Raw genomic sequence first — 18,595 nt, 5'->3', positions numbered from 1 at the left:
ATAATTGTTACGACTACTTGGCTGAAGCTTGTGCAGGACCCCAGGCGGGCTCACGAATATCACCGCCGGCCTCAGACAGACGCTGCCTGACCAGGCCATCCACGGTCACTGTCGCCAAGGTACCTTTGCCGCCCACCCGGGTGGCATACATGATGGTACGTGCGTTCGGGGCAAAGCTCGGCGACTCATCTTGCGAACCATTGCTCAGCAGTTTGACATTGCCAGACGCCAACTCCTGAACGGCTACTTTAAAAGAACCGCCGTCATTGCGAATGTAGGTTAAATACTTGCCATCGGGGGAAAAGCGCGGGCTCACGTTATAGCCACCCTCAAAAGTCACGCGCGAAGGGGAGCCACCAGAAGCAGGCACCTTGTAAATCTGAGGGCGTCCGCCACGGTCTGAGCTGAAGTAAATAAACTGGCCATCAGGCGAGAACGCTGGCTCGGTATCAATCGCACTGCTTTTGGTTATTTGCTGCAAGTTGGAACCATCCGCAGCAATAGTATAAATCTGTGAGTTGGCGCCATAGGTCAACACCACCGCCAATTTGCTACCATCTGGCGACCAGGCCGGGGCACTGTTATTCCCTTTGAAGTTAGCCACCACCTTGCGCTCACCCGTATACAAGGACTGCACAAAGACAATTGGTTTCTTCTTCTCAAAAGAGACGTAAGCCATTTTGGTGCCATCTGGCGACCAGGCCGGTGAAATAATCGGCTCATTCGAAGACACCAGCGTTTGTGCATTGTAGCCATCGTAATCCGCAATTTGCAGCGTAAAGCGCTTACCTGTTTTGGTAACGTAAGCAATGCGCGTGGCAAAGGCGCCGGGCTGACCGGTAAACTTTTCATAAATCTGGTCGGCAATCATGTGCGCGACATGGCGATACTGACTAGCAGAGACGGTATACGTCAGTTGCAGCAACGCCGTTTGACGCAACACATCCATCACCTGCACCGAGATCTTGAGATTGCCGTTGCCTGTTGACTGCACTTCACCCAGGCTCAAGCCTTGTGCCTTGAGCGCAGTCCAGTCGGTATATTTGATTTGAGAAGCATTGGTCGGCAACGCTGGCATACCGCTGGTATTGATAATACGGAACATGCCACTGCTACGCAGGTCGTTACTGATGATCTCATGCAAACGGCTTTGTGCTTGCGGATTGTCTGTCTCGGCCATCGGCAGAATCGCGACTGGAATCTGAATGGCACTACCGCCACTGATCTCAAGCTCTAGTGCCGCATGGGCAGGGATAACCGCCAGCAGCGCAACGAATCCGGCAAAAATAGCCGTAGCAAATGCGTGCATCAAACCTCGTGTGTGTGTTTTCATGGTGACAATATTATTCATCTGGTTTGCTTATATATCTGAATTATAACGAAAAGCCGCTTCATCGTCATTGCTTGCTTAGCCACGTGGCTTCAACTTCAAGCGAATCTGATCTACCATTTTTCTACGTGCCGCAGGATCATCCGGCAAATCGAAGGGCTTGGCCGCCAAAATGGCACGGATCACAGCATCATCACAAATGGCATCGCCCGACCCTCGCACCAGCTTGGGCATGCCGGAAATATCTCCCGAATTCATCATCTGGATATCTACCAGCAACTCGGGGTTAGAAACAGGGCACAAGCCGGGGTTCACATTGCTACGGATTTTGCGGCTCATCAAGCCCATGTAATAACTGAGCACAGACGGATCAACCGCTGCAGCCGCCGCCGACTGCTGTGCGTCCAACTCTTGCTGGCGCATCGCATCCTGAATTTTTTTCAGCTTTTCTTCTTCCTCTTGTTTACGCAAGGCTTCCTGAATTTTTTTCAGTTTTTCTTCCTGCTTTTTCTGCTCAAGTTCCTTCTTTTTCTCTTCTTCTAGCAGGCGCTTCTTCTCTTCCTCCTGCTTTTTGAGTGCAATTTCCGCCTCTTGTTCCGCTTGCTTGACTTGAGGCGCAGGCTCAGGCTTGGGTTGCGGTTTAGGTTCTGGCTCAGGCGGCTTGGGCGGCGGTGTCGGTTCTGGTTTGGGTTCAGGCGGTGGTGGCGTCGGTTCTACCGGCTTTTCCACTGGCTTGGCAGGCTGTTTACTAGGCAAGCTATCCCACAAGGTCGCCTCCATCACACTGGGGGTCACGTGGACCGCTTTCCAGTCAACCATAAAGATCATGCCCAAGCACAGCAACACGTGCATGAGCACGGATAAGATGGCTGCCCGTTTGCGTATCGCTTGATCTTGTGGGGAGTAAGTGACTTTCATGCGCTTTAAGCAACCTGCCCGTTATTTCTCATTCTGAAACAGCAAACCAACTTGATTCACCTGCGCCTGTTTGAGCAAATCCATGACGGACACCACCTCACCATAAGGCGTGTTTTTATCTGCAGACACCACCACCGGCTTTTGTGTCTCAGACAGGCGCTGACGAATCAAAGCCAGCATATCGTCACGCTGCATCTCTTTGCCTTCCATCATCACAGTGCCTTCTTTTTGCACGGTGATCACAATCGGGTCACCACTCTGCTTGAGCGCCTGCCCGACTTTGGGCAACTCCACCATACCGGGATTGGTCATGGGCGCGGTCACCATAAAAATCACCAGCAACACCAGCGTGACGTCGATATAGGGGACGACGTTAATCTGGTTCATCATGCGACGTTTACGCGTTCTGCTCATCGCGGCTCCTATCAGGCTCTACGTTGCAAAATGTTGGTAAATTCTTCGATAAAGCTCTCGTAACGGACAGAGAGGCGGTCTACGCCCGCGGCAAAGCGGTTATAGGCAATCACGGCTGGGATCGCGGCAAACAACCCGATCGCAGTCGCCACCAGCGCCTCGGCAATGCCAGGGGCAACCTGGCTCAATGTCGCCTGCGCAACGTTAGACAAGCCACGGAAGGCGTTCATGATGCCCCATACGGTGCCGAACAGGCCGATGTAAGGACTGACTGAACCTACGGAAGCCAAGAATGGCAGGTGCGCATCCAGATAATCCAGTTCACGGTTATATGCTGCACGCATGGCACGCCGCGTCGCCTCCATCACATCACTGACTTCGGTATCTTTTTGCTGCTTGTAGCGGATAAATTCTTTTAACCCGGCCTGAAAAATGCTGGCCATGCCTTGAGGTGTTTTGCGACCAGTCGTGATGCGCTCGTACAGCTCGTTCAAATCACCGCCGGACCAGAATTGCGCTTCAAACTGATCCACATTTTCGTTGGCAGCCTTAAGTGAAAAAACCTTAATGAAGATATACCACCAGGAGGCGAGTGAGGTCAGCAGCAGAATCAGCATCACCAGCTGAACTGGCAAACTGGCCCCGCTCACCAGGGTAAAAATCGACATATCGTTCGCTACATTCATGAAGACTCCAGTGCAATTTTGATACGGGCCGGAATACCCGTGGGTTTAAATGAATCCGCATCAACACAGGCGACTTTCACCTGTGCCTCAATTAAAATCGTGTCGCCACGCATGACCTGCTGCTGGCAGCTAAAACTGCCACGCCCCATCTCCAGCAACTGCGAAACCACCCGCAACTGGTCATCCAGCCGGGCCGGTTTTTTAAATTGTAGCTGCATGCTGTGGACGACAAACAACACTTGTTCTTGCTGCTTGAGCGCGCTTTGATCAAAGCCTGCAGTCCGCAACCACTCGGTGCGCGCACGCTCCATAAAATTCAGGTAGCGGCTGTGATAGACCACACCACCGGCATCGGTATCCTCGTAATACACACGCACAGGAAACTCAACCATGTTATTGCCCGGCATCTTGCCATAAATCGGCTGACACCATGCTGACAGGCGCTTTCAAGCCAAAATGCTGGTAAGTCAACTGCGTGGCCACGCGTCCGCGCGGCGTGCGCATCAGATAGCCTTGCTGAATCAGATAGGGCTCCAGCACATCTTCTATGGTGTCACGCTCTTCACCAATGGCCGCGGCAAGATTGTCCAGTCCCACTGGCCCGCCACCAAACTTTTCAACCACCGCCTGCAATAACTTGCGATCCATCACATCCAGCCCTTGCTGATCGACATCCAGCATTTTCAAGGCGGCATCGGCAATCGTATCGGTCACAATGCCATCCGACTTGACTTGCGCATAATCCCTAACCCGGCGTAGCAGGCGGTTGGCAATCCGCGGTGTGCCGCGTGAACGTCTGGCAATCTCCAGTGCCCCGGCCGCTTGCATTTCAACCTCGAGCAAGTTGGCCGACCGCATGACAATCTTGGAGAGCTCGGCGTGACTGTAAAACTCCAGCCGCGCCACAATGCCAAAGCGGTCACGCAAGGGGTTGGTCAACATGCCCGCGCGCGTGGTCGCCCCCACCAGCGTAAAAGGCGGCAAATCCAGTCGCACACTGCGTGCTGCAGGTCCTTCACCGATCATGATATCGAGTCGGTAATCTTCCATGGCCGGATACAAAATCTCCTCAACCACCGGGCTCAGGCGATGAATCTCGTCAATAAACAAGACGTCGTTGGGTTCAAGATTGGTCAGCAATGCAGCCAGATCGCCGGCTCGCTCCAACACTGGGCCCGAGGTCATGCGCAGGTTCACGCCCATCTCTTTAGCCACAATGTGAGCAAGCGTGGTTTTACCCAGACCAGGCGGGCCGAACAGCAGCACATGATCAAGTGCCTCTTGTCGGCCACGGGCCGCATTAATAAAGATTTCGAGTTGACCGCGCGCCTTCTCCTGCCCCACATACTCATCCAGATGCTTGGGACGCAAGGCACGCTCAAGCGCTTCTTCTTGAGTGCTGGCAGTAGCGGGAGCGACGAGTCTATCGGTTTCTATCATGGGTGATGGGCGATGAAGTGCAATGCAATACTCAACAATGAAGGCCTCATGCCGCGATTGAATCAGTTATTTTTGTCATCATACCATGCAGCGTATGACTATTACAGACTCGCGCTCGGCCTGGCCGGACTACTTGGCCAGATACTTGAGCGCCTGCCGGATACCATCGCTCACACTAATGCCAGGTTCCAGCAACTTCAGGGTCGCAGCCGCCTCACGCTCATGGTAACCAAGCGCCACCAGTGCATTGAGGATATCATCTGTCGCCGCTTTGACGGCCGGTTGCGCCGAGGTGGACCCCGTCACCACAAATTTGTCTTTGAGCTCGAGTAACAAACGCTCGGCCGTTTTTTTGCCGATGCCGGGAATACGCGTCAGCAAGCCGACTTCTTGCTGGCTGACGGCGAGCATCAAATCATTCACGCTGACACCGCTCAAAATCGCCAGGGCCGACTTGGCACCAATGCCATTCACCTTCAACAACTGCTTGAAGGTATTTTTCTCTTGCTCACTGCCAAAGCCATACAGCAGTTGCGCATCCTCGCGCACCACCATATGCGTCAAAATCTGCACAGGTTGCCCCAGATCGGGCAAATTATAAAAAGTGCTCATCGGCACCTCTACTTCATAGCCCACGCCATTGCAATCCACCACAATCAAGGGTGGGGACTTTTCCAGCAAGCGGCCATTCAGGCGTGCGATCATATCAATCTTCCATTTCTAACTCTGAAGCCGGTCGTCGCCAAAGCCCCTAAGCCCTGACCGCCATGCGCATGACAAATCGCGCAAGCCAAGGCATCCGCAGAGTCTGGGCTAGGCGTAGCCGGTAATTTAAGCAGGCGCTTGACCATCTCTTGCACCTGCTCTTTTTGCGCATGGCCATTACCCACGACCGATTGTTTGACTTGCAGCGCCGTATATTCGGCCACCGGCAGTTGACGGATCACCGCCGCAGAAATGGCGGCACCGCGCGCCTGACCCAATAACAGCGTGGACTGGGGGTTGACATTAACAAACACTTTTTCAATCGCCACTTGCGTGGGCTGATAGGTTGAAATCACCTCAAACAAGCCGTCCAGAATAACCTTCAGGCGCTCGGGCAAGGCCTCTTTTTCCGATTCGCCCTCTGCGGTTTTTTTAGCTGAAGCGGTTTTAATCACGCCACTGGTCACGTAGGACAATTTGCCATCCACGGCTTCTATCACACCGAAACCCGTAATTCTCAGGCCGGGGTCTATGCCCAAAATACGCTGACTACTCACGTCAAGACACCCAGTTCAAGCTGGTTGGCCAGAAAGGCGTGCACCGCCAATCGCGCCATTTAATCTTCTTCAATCACGGCAGAAGTGTAGACCTCTTGCACGTCATCGAGGTCTTCGAGCATGTCGAGAATTTTTTGCATTTTGACCGCATCATCGCCAGTAAACACCACTTCATTCAGCGGCTTCATGGTCACTTGCGCCATCACCGCCTTCAGGCCCGCAGCCTCAAGCGCTTCTTTCACCGTCACAAAATCGCCAGGGGCCGTGATCACTTCTATGCTGCCATCCTCATCGGCAATCACATCTTCCGCACCTGCTTCCAGTGCCGCTTCCATGACGGCATCTTCTGACACACCAGGCTCAAACACCAGCTGACCACAGTGCTTGAACATAAAAGCCACGCTACCATCAGTGCCGAGGTTGCCACCATGCTTGGTTAGGGCATGGCGCACATCCATCACCGCACGCTGACGGTTATCGGTCAGACAATCAATAATGATGGCTGCACCATTAATGCCATAGCCTTCATAACGAATTTCTTCGTAGTTAACACCCTCGAGCTCACCCGTGCCTTTTTTGATCGCACGCGTGATATTGTCTGAAGGCATATTCTCTTCTTTGGCCGCTGCCACGGCCGCACGCAGACGCGGGTTCATGGCTGTATCACCGCCACCCATGCGCGCAGAGACCGTGATCTCTTTAATCAGCTTGGTGAAGATTTTGCCGCGCTTGGCATCCTGGCGACCTTTGCGATGTTGGATATTGGCCCATTTACTATGTCCAGCCATATGACTTCCTTGTATTTTTTAACAACGGGATGAAATGTTTTAACTGGCGGATTTTACCACAGGCGCAAGCAGGCTTGGCGGCGGCTTGATTGAAGGCAGATAGGCAAGACAAATAAGAACAGGGCCTGATTTACGCAAGCCCTGCGCAATGAAAAAACCGGGAGAACAGCGAAAAATGGCGCTAAACGTTGGCACTCGCCGGCGGGATACCGTGATAGGCAGGCCGCATCATCAGAATGGAAATCAGGCTGAGGGAAAACAAAATCAGTGCCATGCCGATCATCTCCATGCCATCCGGCACTTCATGCAACTGTATCCAGGCCGCAATCACCCCAATCACGGGTGCCAGCATGGAGGCCATACTGGCCACCCCGGCGGGCAACCGCTGCAAGGCAAACAGCCAGAGCAACCAGGCCAACGCGCCACATAACACCACATTAAACAATACCGCGCCGATCAGATAACCCGACCATTGCATAGTCGGCGCAGGGACCAGAAAGGCAATCAGCACCATAGGCAGCGAACCCAGCAACATAGGCCAGGCCGTCAGATTGATCAGGTCTAGCGTTGGATGACGTCTGTGCAATTGCTTGGTCATAATCGCAGACACCGCCCACGACACGCCGGACAGCACAGCCAACAGCATGCTGAAGCTGTCTGCACGCAAATGCAAAGGATCAAAAATAAACAGCATGCCCAACACGGCAGAAATCACCGCCAGCCATTGCCAGCCGTGGATACGCTCACCGAGCATGGGCCAGGCAAACAGCAAGGTCCAGAAAGGCATGGTATAAGTCAGCACCGCCGTCTTGCCCGCGCCCCCCTGCACCAGCGCCCACATGAGCACGCCGGTAAACCCCACATTCTGCAAAATGCCGAGCAGCAGCATGGTTGGAAACTCGGTCAAGCCCATTGGCCGCCGCGTCACATACAGCACCAAAAACAACACCAGCGCGCCAAAAAAGGTACGCATGGCGGCAAACTGGAACGGCCCCGCATATTGCAACGCGCTTTTCATCACCACCCAGTTATAGCCCCAGATCAGCGTCAGCACCAGCAGTGCTGTCAGTGCCTGTGAACGCTGTTTAAGCAATTGATCCATGACGTTATCCGCTGATTTAGTTCCAGATATGGGTCACAGCCAGCCACTGCCCATCAGGCTGCTTTTGAAACACCACTTGTACATTGCCGCCAAACTGCTGCTTGACGCCATCCTCAGCAATCATGGCTGCTGCCCAATGTCCGGTTTGAGTGACCAGCGTTTCGCTGACCACCGCCTCGTTCATCGTCAGCGCATGTTCAATGACCCCAGCCTGAATCAGGCCAGCAAAAAAATCTGCAACCGCCTGACGGCCCTTCACGACCTGGCCAGCGGGCGCAGGCATCACGATCGCCTGCTCTGCATATAAGGCCGCAATCGCCTGTGGATTTTTGCTGTTAAAGGCAGCATCAAACTGCTGGTTTAACGCTATGAAGTGATCAACATTAGTCATACAAAACTCCTGAATTAAAGACACATTACTATTTAAAATCCCAGGCTGAGATGCCATGGTCTATCACCCCTAACAGCGCTTGCAAATCCTGGCGCTGCTGCTCGTTTAACCCTTGCATAGACTGGCGCAGCCGCGTGTAATAATCCGGCATCACGGCATCCAGCCGGGCTTGCCCGGCTTCAGTCAGACGCACTTTGACACTGCGCCTGTCTTCTGGCACCAAGATACGCTGGACCAGGCCACCTTGCTCCAGGCCATCCAACAACCCAGTCATGGTGGCGCGCGTCACCCCCAGCTTTTCTGCCAACACCGAGGGCGTAGAAGTCAGGTCAACTTCGCGCATCAACAAAATCAACACCCACCAGCGCCCCTGCAACAAATCGTGTTTACTCAGGCAGGCATCCAGCGCCACTGACAAATCGGTGGCCACACGCAGCAACATCAAGAAGCTCGCAATGGCCGTGACATCGGCTTCCGGATAGCGCTGGGCAAACCGTTGCAGGACTTCTGGGGTAGGAAGATCTCTAAGCTGTAACATAATTAGCCACATTATAGTTAGCCAGCTAATTATGTCAATAAAAATCTGAGGTTTTACTCCACGACACATCGGTGTATATTTAGACGCTCGTGCCCTATGAAAGGAGGAAGTCATGAAGACGCTTCAGCAAGTACTCACTCATAAAACACATCAAGGCATCATTAGTATTGCGCCCAACCGACCGGTGTTTGACGCACTGGTGATTCTGGCGGAATACCAGATTGGTGCACTGGCTGTGATCAAAGACGGCGAACTGGTAGGAATCTTCTCGGAACGCGATTATGCGCGCGAGATTATCCTGAAAGGCCGCTCATCCAAAACCACGCAAGTCAGTGAAGTGATGACAGAAAAAGTCATCACAGGCAAACCGGGCGACTTGGTCGAGTCGGCCATGAACACCATGCTGGAAAAGCGTATCCGCCACTTGCCCGTGGTCGATCATGGCAAACTGCTAGGCATGCTTTCGATCGGGGATATTCTCAAAGAAACGATAGACTACCAGCAATCGCTGATCAAGCAACTGGAAAGCTATATTCATAGCTGATGCATGTCAGCAGACAACAAAAAAGGGGAGCCCACTCCCCTTTTTTTGATTGCCCAGATTGACCCGCACTTACAGATATTTGGCAACCATGGCATTATCCAGAGCAGATGCGGCAATAGGCAGTTTGACAAAATGCCCGCTGCCAGCGGCCTGCTGCACGGCTTCGCCCCGCTTATCAAAAAGCTGCTCCACCACAATGTCGCGGTTACCACTGGGGTGTATCAGTTGCAATTTGTCGCCTACGGCAAATTTATTACGCGCCTGAATGGAAGCCAGTCCCAGCTCTGCATCATAGGCCACCACATCGCCGACATACTGGCTGCGATTGGCACTCGAGTGCCCCTGGACATAATTTTGGTGCTCGGCGGTATGGTGACGCTGGTAAAAACCATCGGTGTAGCCCCGGTTGGCCAGGTTCTCCAACTCGCCCAGCAAACGCCAGTCAAACGGACGCCCGGCTACGGCATCATCAATCGCCTGGCGGTAATTCTGGCTGGTACGCGCCACGTAGTAGCGCGACTTGGTACGTCCTTCAATCTTGAGCGAATCGACGCCAATGGCAATTAGCTTCTCCACGTGCTCAATCGCCCGCAAGTCCTTGCTGTTCATGATATAGGTGCCATGTTCGTCTTCCATGATAGGCAAAAGCTCGCCAGGACGGCCTTTTTCCTCGATCAGGTAAACCTGGTCTGCCGCCGAATGGCGGGGTAAGGAGCCACAGGAAGACAGATTGGATTGTTCCAGCTCGGCCTGAAAATCAAACTCTTTTAAACGGATCACGCCTGCGGCATCGGGCTGGGCATTATGCACCTTGTAATCCCAGCGGCAACTGTTAGTACAGGTCCCCTGATTAGGATCGCGCGAATTGAAATAGCCTGACAGCAGGCAACGGCCGGAATAAGCGATACACAAGGCACCGTGAATAAACACCTCAAGCTCCATGTCCGGGCATTCCTGGCGGATTTCGGCAATCTCGTCCAGCGACAACTCGCGCGACAAAATCACCCGTGTTAAACCCATGCGCTGCCAGAATTTGACCGAAGCGTAATTGACCGCATTGGCCTGTACAGACAAATGGATAGGCATGTCCGGCCATTGCTCGCGCACCATCATGATCAGGCCAGGGTCGGCCATAATCAATGCGTCGGGCTGCATGTCAATCACCGGCGCCATATCGCGCATATAGGTTTTGACTTTGGCGTTATGCGGTGAAATATTGCTGGCGACAAAAAACTTTTTGCCGCGTGCATGCGCCTCCTGAATGCCAATTGCCAAGTTTTGCATTGAAAAATCATTTTCACGCACGCGCAAGCTGTAGCGCGGCTGACCGGCGTAGACCGCGTCGGCGCCATAATCAAACGCCGTACGCATGCGATCAAGATCACCGGCGGGCGCTAACAATTCAGGGGATTTCATTTCAATTTAGTCCATTAAAAAAGCTTATAGCTCAATCACTTGCAGAGAATGCCATTTATTCGCCGATAATTTTCACCAGTACACGCTTGTTACGGCGGCCATCAAACTCCCCGTAAAAAATCTGTTCCCATGGGCCGAAATCCAGCTTGCCTTCAGTAATCGCCACCACCACTTCGCGACCCATGATCTGGCGCTTGATATGCGCATCTGCATTATCCTCACCAGTATCGTTATGGCGATAGCCACTCACCGGCTCGTGGGGCGCCAACTTTTCTAGCCATATTTTGTAATCATGGTGCAGGCCGCGCTCATCGTCGTTGATAAACACGCTGGCAGAAATATGCATGGCGTTAATCAGCACCAGACCTTCTTGCACGCCACTTTCACGCACACACGCAACCACGTCACTGGTGATATTCTTGAAATCCATGCGTGCCGGAATGTTAAACCACAGCTCTTTACGAAAACTTTTCATGCTTTCCCTTTCCCCAAATAATGTTATTTTAACATTGACGGTGAGCAGGCCAAACGCACCCACGCAGCGCAAATAAAAAAGGCCTCCTGAGAGACCTTTTTATGCATGCATCGCGATTAACTATGGACATCCAGGCTTTGGCTAAACGTCTTGCCTTCATTATCCGTAGCGACTACTTCGAGCTTGCCCGGCGCATCGGGGATAAAACTGAACTTCATGTAAGGATCTTCACTGGTGCCCACACCGACATCGACCGTCATCAACTCCTTGCCGTTGTAGGTAAAGGTGGTTTTGTTGATATAAAACGCAGGCACATAGCCTTGTGAAACCAGGTCGCGCTGCAAGCCGGTCCGCATCACATGTTTAATGTTGAACGTGGCCGTGGCGGGCTCGCCAAATTTTGGCGCATCCACACTCATTTTGATCTTGCCCGCCGCCGCCCGCACTTCGGATTCATTATTATCGACGGTACCGCCACAGCCGCCCGCCGCACGAATCTCGCGCTTACCCATATACAGCTTGCCATCTGCAGTTTCGCCAATCAGGCGCACATAAGAATCGGTTTCCTGACGGATACGGGTCGCCATCTGAAAGCCGTTCAAGCTGTCGGTTAAATGATAAGTGGACGCCAATTGTATCGGGTTGGCATCGACGATCACATACAGTTTCTTTAACTGGATGCCGTTGGCCGCCGCCTTGTCGTAAATAAAAGTGACGGGCACCTGTGCGCCGCTCTCGGCGCGGCGTGGCCCCTCCACTTTCAGGAAGTCAACTTCCTGAATCTCCCGCTTGGGGAAAAAAGCCTCTTTCACTACTGACCATAACTTAGGATCCGCCTCTGCATGCACCACACTTGCAGCACAGAAAGCCAACACCCCTACGATCATCATCCATGTTTTTTTCATACGATTCCCCATCTTCCATTTTTTATCTTAGATTGCATGAAAAGGATTTTCTTATGCTTTGACAAATACAATATGTGATACGCATCACATTGACCCTCACATTTTGCTCGGGTCGCCAGATGGCCGCATCACATACGCCGGGTCACGGTACTCTTCAAAATTCAGCTCCACGCCATTACCGGCCGGATCCCGCAAGTTGATCTGGCGAACCCCATTGGCCAGGATACGCGTGGTGTAAGTGATGCCGTGCGCCTGCAAGTGCGCCTCCATGGCAGGCATGTCTGTGCAGGTGAATGAAACATGGTCATAGGTGCCATGCACATGCAACTGCGGCGCTTCTGCCGTTTTGTACTCGGCCAGATGAATCACATCGTTATCACCGATATACAGCCAATAGCCATAGGTGGTACTCGCCACCCGCTTGCCCACCGTCAGCCCAAGCACCTCGCAATAAAAATCGCGCAGTTTGTGCATGGTTTCGCGGTCAGAGCGAAAATTGACATGATTGATTTCGGTCAGTGGCATAGTAATCCTGTGAGGTCCCGTGTGTTAAGTGGCATGCAAGTCGGCCACTATAGTACAAAACTTAATCGCCCTCAAATTGATACAAGGCAAAGCCTTGGACGCCAGCATTGGCTAAATGTTGCATCCCGCCCAAATCGGGCAGATCAATGATAAAAGCAGCCTGCGTTACCAGCCCGCCCAGCTGCCGAATCAACGCGACCGCGGCCAGTGCGGTGCCACCGGTAGCGATCAGATCATCCACCAGCAAAATGCGCTCATTTGCCTGAATCGCATCGGCATGAAGCTCCAGTGTATCGGTGCCATATTCGAGACTGTAAGACTGCTTGATGGTCTGCGCTGGCAATTTGCCCGGTTTGCGCACAGGCACAAAGCCTGCTCCCAGGCGTGCAGCCAATGCTGCGCCAATAATAAAGCCCCGCGCCTCCACGGCGACCACCTTATCTACCGGCATCTGGGAACAATGTGCTGCCAGCGCATCCAGCACCGCTGCAAACCCCTGCTTATCCTGCAACAAAGGCGTGATATCCCGAAACTGAATGCCGGGTTTTGGGTAATCGGGAATCGTGCGTATCAGTGACAACATACTCTAAACATCCAATAAAAAACGCGCCCGTCTGGGCGCGTTGATCACAAAACAGAGACCTGCAACAATCTCGTGGCAAGTCGCCCGCATGTTAGCTGCCAGCAGCGTTTTGCTGACGTACGCGAATATGCAATTCACGCAATTGCTTCTCGTCCACCTCGTTAGGCGCATTGGTCATCAGACATTGTGCGCGCTGGGTTTTCGGGAAGGCAATCACATCACGGATTGATTCGGCGCCAGCCATCAGGGTAACCAAACGATCCAGACCAAATGCCAAGCCGCCATGCGGTGGCGCACCGTATTGCAGTGCATCCAGCAAGAAGCCAAATTTCTCTTGCGCTTCTTCCTTGCTGATCTTCAATGCATCAAACACCTTGGACTGCACCTCTTGCTTGTGGATACGCACGGAACCACCACCCACTTCCCAACCGTTGAGCACCATGTCATACGCTTTAGACAAGCAAGCGCCTGGATTGCTGACCAACAGGTCTTCATGACCATCTTTCGGTGCAGTAAACGGGTGATGCAAGGCGACCCAACGGTCTGCATCTTCGTCGTGCTCAAACATCGGGAAATCCACCACCCACAATGGCGCCCACTGACGACCATCGACATGGCCTTTTTCATGGCCAACCTTGGTGCGTAGTGCGCCCAGGGCTTCATTGACGATCTTGGCTTTATCGGCGCCAAAGAATACGATGTCCCCGTTTTGCGCACCCGTGCGCTCAAGCACGGCTTGCAAGGCATTCACGTGAATGTTCTTCACAATCGGGCTTTGCAGACCTTCTTCGTTCAGTTTGGTAATGTCGTTGATCTTGATATAAGCCAGACCTTTGGCGCCATAAATTTTGACGAATTCGGTATAGGCATCAATCTCAGAGCGGCTGATGGCCGCACCGTTAGGCACGCGAATCGCAGCCACGCGGCCACCGGCCATATTGGCAGCACCGGCAAACACTTTAAAATCCACATCTTTCATCACATCGGTGAGCTCAGTGATTTCCAGTGTCACGCGCATATCAGGCTTGTCAGAACCGTATTTGTTCATCGCCTCAGAGAAGGGCATGCGCGGGAATTTGGCGGGCAGGTCGATATCCTGCACCTTTTTCATCATGCGACGAATCATCTCTTCGACGATGTCCATGATGTCGTTTTCTTCCAGGAAAGAAGTTTCAATATCCACCTGGGTAAATTCTGGCTGACGGTCTGCGCGCAGGTCTTCGTCACGGAAACATTTGGTGATCTGGAAGTAACGGTCAAAACCGGACACCATCAGCAATTGTTTGAACAATTGTGGTGACTGTGGCAGTGCAAAAAACATGCCGTGGTGTACGCGTGAAGGCACCAGGTAATCACGTGCGCCTTCTGGCGTCGAACGGGTCAGCATTGGCGTTTCTACTTCGATAAAGCCATTTTCATCGAGGTAGTCACGCAGGTTTTTCGCCACTTTGTAACGCAACATGAGGTTTTTCTGCATGGCCGGGCGGCGCAGATCGATATAGCGATGCTCCAGACGAACGGTCTCGGTCAGATTGTCGTCATCCAGCATGAACGGCGGTGTCAGTGAAGCATTCAGTACTTCGATCTCTGTCGCCAGCATCTCCACTTCGCCGGTTGGCAGGTTGGGATTCACGGTGCCTTCAGGACGGGCACGCACTTTACAGACCACACGCAACACAAATTCATTACGTACGGTTTCTGCGATGGCAAATGCATCTTTGGTATCCGGGTCAATCACGATTTGCGCCAGACCTTCGCGGTCCCGCAAATCAATAAAAATCACCCCCCCGTGGTCGCGACGACGGTGAGCCCAGCCACACAGGGTCACGGTTTGTCCAATATGTTCGCGGTTCAAGTGACCGCAGTAATGTGTACGCATCATAATAATTTTATAAAGTTAAAGTGGTGTTGCGGTTAATGTTGTTTAGGCAAGGGCGCCACTGTACCCATGCTGATGATGTATTTCAAGGCCTGATCTACGCTCATATCCAGCTCAATCACATCCGCCTTGGGCAGCATCAAAAAGAATCCTGAGGTCGGATTAGGCGTGGTCGGCACATACACACTGACATACTCCCCCTGCAAGTGCTTGCTCACATCGCCACCCGGTGTACCGGTTAAAAAGGCGATGGTCCAGACGCCCTGCCGTGGGTACTGAATCAACAATGCCTGGCGAAATGCGTTACCGGAGTCAGAAAACAAGGTATCTGATACTTGCTTGACGCTGGAATAAATAGACTTGACCACAGGGACGCGGACCAGCAAGCCTTCCCATAATACAATCAGTTGCTGACCAAAAATGTTGGTCGCTACCAGTCCGGTCGCCAAAATAATGCCCACGGTCAGAATCACGCCAAAACCTGGAATATCCACACCCAGCCAGGCTTCTGGCCGCCAGGCGGCGGGCAACAGCAGCAGACTCTGGTCCAGCGTTTGCACTAAAGTTTTTAGCACCCACACCGTAATGAACAATGGAACCAGTACCAATAACCCTGTAATAAAGTATTTTTTCATGCTTGTCTTTTTAGTGGCAGGCGCAACCCGGTGAGCACTTGGCAGTGTCTCCGGCACTGGCAGATTCAGACGTAGAACTGCTCTTGGCTGACTGGTTATTTTTGAAATCGGTGGCATACCAGCCACTGCCGGTCAGCTGAAAATTGGGCGCCGACACTTGCTTGCTAAAGGTTTGCTGCTGACATTGCGGACAAGCCTCCACTGCAGGCGCAGAGACCTTACGCATCAACTCTTGCTGGTAACCACAGGCGGTACATTGAAAATCGTAGATAGGCATTTTGAACGTCAACCGAAAGATAACTTGCTTAAAAACTGAACAAAGACAAATTATACCCGATTCGCGTTACAAATCATAAAAAGCAGCGCGATGTATTTGAATTAAAAAGACTTTAAGGAACCCGCCATGCAATCACTGTCACTTAAAATACCCCTCAGCCTGATCGCACTATTTTTTCTGAGCTTAGCCAGCCGCGATTTGAACATCCATCACACCATGTTATCGCTAGATCAAAAAGCCGACACAGTGAAAGTGGCAGCCCTCACGCCAGCCGAATTGGCAGCCACCAAGCGCCCGCTCAGGATCAAACAGGCGGACTAAACAACCCCCAGCTAAACCATCAGCCACTAAAGCTGTGATTCATAAGCTGATTGATCAAGCAGCCCTTCTGCACCACTGGCAGTCGCTGCCAGCTTGAACAACCAGGTGTCATAAGGATGATCATTAATGCGCTCAGGTGAAGACAATGCCTGTTCATTGACGGCGTCCACGACCCCGGTCAAGGGCGCATAGAGATCAGAACCGGTCTTGACTGACTCAATCAGGCCGCACACCGCCCCTTGCTCAACAGACTGCCCCACTTTGGGCGGGTCGACAAACACCACATCCCCCAGCATATTTTGGGCGTAGTCAGTAATCCCAACCAGCCATAATCCATCTTCGCCTTGCGCTGCCCAGGTGTGGTCTTTGGAAAAGAAGTATTTCAAGCCTGCTGACATAGAATTTAAAAATCAAAAGTTTAGTAGATAATTATTGTGCCATAGTCTGCACAACGCGCCAAAACTTATTCAGACAGGCAAGCAAATTGCTTAACTTTTCACACGAAAAAATTGCGATAAGTGATTGACGCTGAATAATTACTGGGCAATAATGAGGCGGGTTTCAGGAAGGTTGATTATGAGTTTTTACAAGCACTGTTTTAAAGTTTTACTAATGTGTTCAATTGCTTTTGCACCTGCGGGTCAAGCCATTGCCAAATCATCCTCCAAGAAACAAACCGTTTCTGCGAGCAAAAGTAAAAAATACAGCGCGCGCGTTTCTTCGCAGTACCGCGTTAACCCTGAAAAAACCAAAGGGATGCGCCCGGTGAAATTACACTCGCATGCCAGAAAAGCGGCGCGACCGACAGTCGATGCCGAGATGTTTGATTCGTTCCAGGGCAAATCGCTCAACAATGGCAATTTGTCCATCGCCTCAACCAAGGCGCTGGTGATGAACCAGAACACGCACGAGATCATTTACTCCAAAAACCTCGATACGCCGACGCCGATTGCCTCCGTCACAAAACTCATGACTGCCATGGTCGTGCTGGACGCAAAACTTAACCTCAATGAAGAAGTCTCCATTACTGAAATGGACGTTGACTACCTGAAAGGCACTTCTTCACGCCTGCCAGTCGGCACCACCATGACACGTGCAGATCTGTTGAATCTGGCCTTGATTGCCTCCGAAAACCGCGCAGCTTCAGCACTGGCAACCCACTATCCAGGTGGTAAGGCCCGTTTTATTCAGGAAATGAACGCCAAAGCAGCCAGCCTGGGCATGATGAATACGCATTTTGAAGACTCCACTGGTCTGACCAGCAACAATGTCTCAACCGCCATGGACTTGGCCAAAATGGTTCACGCCGCGTATCAGTACCCATTAATACGCCAGATTACGACCACATCTGATTACGACTTATATGTGAATAGCAGACGCCAGCCGATACACTTTCACAATACCAATGCCTTGGTGCGTGACAGCTCCAACAGCAGCTGGGAAATTGGCCTTTCCAAAACAGGGTACATCAGTGAAGCAGGCCGCTGCCTAGTAATGCAGGCAACCATTGCGGGTGAACCACTCATCATGGTGTTGCTGGACTCCGTTGGTAAATTGACCCGGATAGGCGATGCCAAACGCATCAAAAAATGGATGGAACACAACTACAGCACCCTGACCTCCCAGAGCGCGGGCTCCGGCATTGTGCTGACCGGCCTGTCGATGAGCAAGTCTCTGAATGAAGACGCCAACTAATTCTGAATCATCATAAAAAAGGCCCGCATGTTGCGGGCCTTTTTTATGATGGACAAATTAATGCTCTGCGCCATCAAACTCAGGATCATAACCTTCACTGATCGCCGATTTTTGCTTGTGCTGTTGCCACTGTTTGCGCAAAGCTTCTTTTTTCTCGGGACTCAAGCTTTGAAACTGCTGGTAACGTTTGCGCGCATTCTCGCGCTCGTAGGGCGTCATGCGGCTCCATTTCACCAGTTGATGCTGGATGCGCTGCTGCTTCTGCGCATCCATTTTTGGATACTCCTTGGCAATATCGAGCATTTTTTCACGCTGCCAGGGCCGCAAGCTATCCCACTCACTGGCCAAAGGCGCCAACACGGTTTTCTGCTGTTCCGTCAACTGTGCCCAAGTCACATTGGCCGCAGGATCGGCCGGGGCCAGGTCATTCTTGATCGCCCCGATATCGGCCATCGCCATCACGCTCGAGGC

25 protein-coding genes are annotated in these 18,595 nt (G+C 52.3%); 3 read left to right on the top strand and 22 right to left on the bottom strand.

The window, feature by feature from the left end:
- Window positions 1–13 precede the first annotated feature (13 nt).
- The 12 genes from tolB to ACT53G_RS11780 all read right to left on the bottom strand — a co-directional run bounded on the left by tolB (window position 14) and on the right by ACT53G_RS11780 (window position 8,869).
- Window positions 14–1,309: a Tol-Pal system beta propeller repeat protein TolB gene (gene tolB, locus ACT53G_RS11835; RefSeq protein ID WP_409934479.1), complete on the bottom strand. Its 1,296-nt coding sequence runs from the start codon at window positions 1,307–1,309 to the stop codon at window positions 14–16.
- 99 nt (window positions 1,310–1,408) lie between these two features.
- A complete protein-coding gene (tolA, locus tag ACT53G_RS11830; RefSeq protein ID WP_476169484.1) occupies window positions 1,409–2,248 on the bottom strand; it encodes a cell envelope integrity protein TolA in 840 nt (279 codons plus the stop codon).
- Window positions 2,249–2,269: 21 nt separating this feature from the next.
- Window positions 2,270–2,662 carry an ExbD/TolR family protein gene (locus ACT53G_RS11825; protein ID WP_194749831.1) on the bottom strand — a complete coding sequence of 131 codons (393 nt, stop codon included), beginning with the start codon at window positions 2,660–2,662 and terminating at the stop codon, window positions 2,270–2,272.
- An 11-nt stretch (window positions 2,663–2,673) separates the two neighbouring features.
- Window positions 2,674–3,348, bottom strand: coding sequence for a protein TolQ (gene tolQ / locus ACT53G_RS11820; protein WP_194749830.1), 675 nt, complete (start codon window positions 3,346–3,348; stop codon window positions 2,674–2,676).
- On the bottom strand, window positions 3,345–3,740 hold the full coding sequence (ybgC, locus tag ACT53G_RS11815) for a tol-pal system-associated acyl-CoA thioesterase (RefSeq protein WP_476169483.1): 396 nt from the start codon (window positions 3,738–3,740) through the stop codon (window positions 3,345–3,347). The genes tolQ and ybgC overlap by 4 nt, the downstream gene beginning before the upstream one ends.
- A 1-nt stretch (window position 3,741) precedes the next feature.
- Window positions 3,742–4,788 (bottom strand): Holliday junction branch migration DNA helicase RuvB, encoded by a 1,047-nt coding sequence (gene ruvB, locus ACT53G_RS11810; RefSeq protein WP_194749828.1) that lies wholly within the window; start codon window positions 4,786–4,788, stop codon window positions 3,742–3,744.
- Between the two features lie 129 nt (window positions 4,789–4,917).
- Complete coding sequence (gene ruvA, locus ACT53G_RS11805; protein ID WP_194749827.1) at window positions 4,918–5,493, bottom strand: Holliday junction branch migration protein RuvA; 576 nt, start codon at window positions 5,491–5,493, stop codon at window positions 4,918–4,920.
- On the bottom strand, window positions 5,490–6,050 hold the full coding sequence (gene ruvC, locus ACT53G_RS11800) for a crossover junction endodeoxyribonuclease RuvC (RefSeq protein WP_194749826.1): 561 nt from the start codon (window positions 6,048–6,050) through the stop codon (window positions 5,490–5,492). The genes ruvA and ruvC overlap by 4 nt, the downstream gene beginning before the upstream one ends.
- Before the next feature lie 59 nt (window positions 6,051–6,109).
- Window positions 6,110–6,838 (bottom strand): YebC/PmpR family DNA-binding transcriptional regulator, encoded by a 729-nt coding sequence (locus ACT53G_RS11795; RefSeq protein ID WP_194749825.1) that lies wholly within the window; start codon window positions 6,836–6,838, stop codon window positions 6,110–6,112.
- Window positions 6,839–7,019: 181 nt separating this feature from the next.
- Window positions 7,020–7,940: a DMT family transporter gene (locus ACT53G_RS11790; protein ID WP_275356498.1), complete on the bottom strand. Its 921-nt coding sequence runs from the start codon at window positions 7,938–7,940 to the stop codon at window positions 7,020–7,022.
- Between the two features lie 16 nt (window positions 7,941–7,956).
- Window positions 7,957–8,331 (bottom strand): YybH family protein, encoded by a 375-nt coding sequence (locus ACT53G_RS11785; RefSeq protein ID WP_476169482.1) that lies wholly within the window; start codon window positions 8,329–8,331, stop codon window positions 7,957–7,959.
- Window positions 8,332–8,359: 28 nt separating this feature from the next.
- Window positions 8,360–8,869, bottom strand: coding sequence for a MarR family winged helix-turn-helix transcriptional regulator (locus tag ACT53G_RS11780; protein WP_476169481.1), 510 nt, complete (start codon window positions 8,867–8,869; stop codon window positions 8,360–8,362).
- Window positions 8,870–8,981: 112 nt separating this feature from the next.
- On the opposite strand from ACT53G_RS11780, the gene ACT53G_RS11775 reads away from it, so the two are divergent.
- Window positions 8,982–9,413, top strand: a complete 432-nt coding sequence (locus ACT53G_RS11775) for a CBS domain-containing protein (RefSeq protein WP_194749821.1) — start codon at window positions 8,982–8,984, stop codon at window positions 9,411–9,413.
- A gap of 69 nt (window positions 9,414–9,482) precedes the next feature.
- Here the strand turns inward: ACT53G_RS11775 and trhP are convergent, their stop codons facing one another.
- From trhP to ACT53G_RS11735, 8 genes are all read right to left on the bottom strand, one after another.
- A complete protein-coding gene (gene trhP / locus ACT53G_RS11770; protein WP_476169480.1) occupies window positions 9,483–10,829 on the bottom strand; it encodes a prephenate-dependent tRNA uridine(34) hydroxylase TrhP in 1,347 nt (448 codons plus the stop codon).
- A gap of 55 nt (window positions 10,830–10,884) precedes the next feature.
- Entirely contained in the window at window positions 10,885–11,304 is a 420-nt protein-coding gene (locus ACT53G_RS11765) for a secondary thiamine-phosphate synthase enzyme YjbQ (RefSeq protein WP_194749819.1), read from the bottom strand.
- Between the two features lie 116 nt (window positions 11,305–11,420).
- On the bottom strand, window positions 11,421–12,209 hold the full coding sequence (locus ACT53G_RS11760) for a quinoprotein dehydrogenase-associated SoxYZ-like carrier (protein ID WP_476145295.1): 789 nt from the start codon (window positions 12,207–12,209) through the stop codon (window positions 11,421–11,423).
- Between the two features lie 96 nt (window positions 12,210–12,305).
- Entirely contained in the window at window positions 12,306–12,734 is a 429-nt protein-coding gene (locus ACT53G_RS11755; protein ID WP_275356493.1) for a VOC family protein, read from the bottom strand.
- Window positions 12,735–12,795: 61 nt separating this feature from the next.
- The gene (locus tag ACT53G_RS11750) at window positions 12,796–13,317 is read right to left on the bottom strand and encodes an adenine phosphoribosyltransferase (RefSeq protein ID WP_194749816.1); all 522 of its coding nucleotides are present in this window, start codon (window positions 13,315–13,317) and stop codon (window positions 12,796–12,798) included.
- A 91-nt stretch (window positions 13,318–13,408) separates the two neighbouring features.
- Window positions 13,409–15,199: an aspartate--tRNA ligase gene (gene aspS, locus ACT53G_RS11745; protein ID WP_194749815.1), complete on the bottom strand. Its 1,791-nt coding sequence runs from the start codon at window positions 15,197–15,199 to the stop codon at window positions 13,409–13,411.
- A gap of 32 nt (window positions 15,200–15,231) precedes the next feature.
- Complete coding sequence (locus ACT53G_RS11740) at window positions 15,232–15,831, bottom strand: DUF502 domain-containing protein (RefSeq protein WP_275356490.1); 600 nt, start codon at window positions 15,829–15,831, stop codon at window positions 15,232–15,234.
- Window positions 15,832–15,841: 10 nt separating this feature from the next.
- On the bottom strand, window positions 15,842–16,108 hold the full coding sequence (locus tag ACT53G_RS11735) for an FmdB family zinc ribbon protein (RefSeq protein ID WP_476145297.1): 267 nt from the start codon (window positions 16,106–16,108) through the stop codon (window positions 15,842–15,844).
- Between the two features lie 126 nt (window positions 16,109–16,234).
- Here ACT53G_RS11735 and ACT53G_RS11730 point away from each other — a divergent pair, with 126 nt between their 5' ends.
- A complete protein-coding gene (locus ACT53G_RS11730) occupies window positions 16,235–16,429 on the top strand; it encodes a hypothetical protein (protein ID WP_194749812.1) in 195 nt (64 codons plus the stop codon).
- A 26-nt stretch (window positions 16,430–16,455) separates the two neighbouring features.
- Here the strand turns inward: ACT53G_RS11730 and ACT53G_RS11725 are convergent, their stop codons facing one another.
- On the bottom strand, window positions 16,456–16,827 hold the full coding sequence (locus ACT53G_RS11725; protein ID WP_194749811.1) for a glycine cleavage system protein H: 372 nt from the start codon (window positions 16,825–16,827) through the stop codon (window positions 16,456–16,458).
- Window positions 16,828–17,041: 214 nt separating this feature from the next.
- Here ACT53G_RS11725 and pbpG point away from each other — a divergent pair, with 214 nt between their 5' ends.
- Window positions 17,042–18,124: a D-alanyl-D-alanine endopeptidase gene (gene pbpG / locus ACT53G_RS11720; RefSeq protein ID WP_476156414.1), complete on the top strand. Its 1,083-nt coding sequence runs from the start codon at window positions 17,042–17,044 to the stop codon at window positions 18,122–18,124.
- Between the two features lie 57 nt (window positions 18,125–18,181).
- Here pbpG and ACT53G_RS11715 read toward each other — a convergent pair whose 3' ends face one another.
- Window positions 18,182–18,583 (bottom strand): DUF3106 domain-containing protein, encoded by a 402-nt coding sequence (locus ACT53G_RS11715; protein ID WP_379073753.1) that lies wholly within the window; start codon window positions 18,581–18,583, stop codon window positions 18,182–18,184.
- Window positions 18,584–18,595 lie beyond the last annotated feature (12 nt).

The sequence above is a fragment of the Methylophilus sp. DMC18 genome, assembly GCF_056314005.1.
Note: the sequence above shows the minus strand (reverse complement) of the source record. Positions and strands in the feature narration are given on the sequence as shown.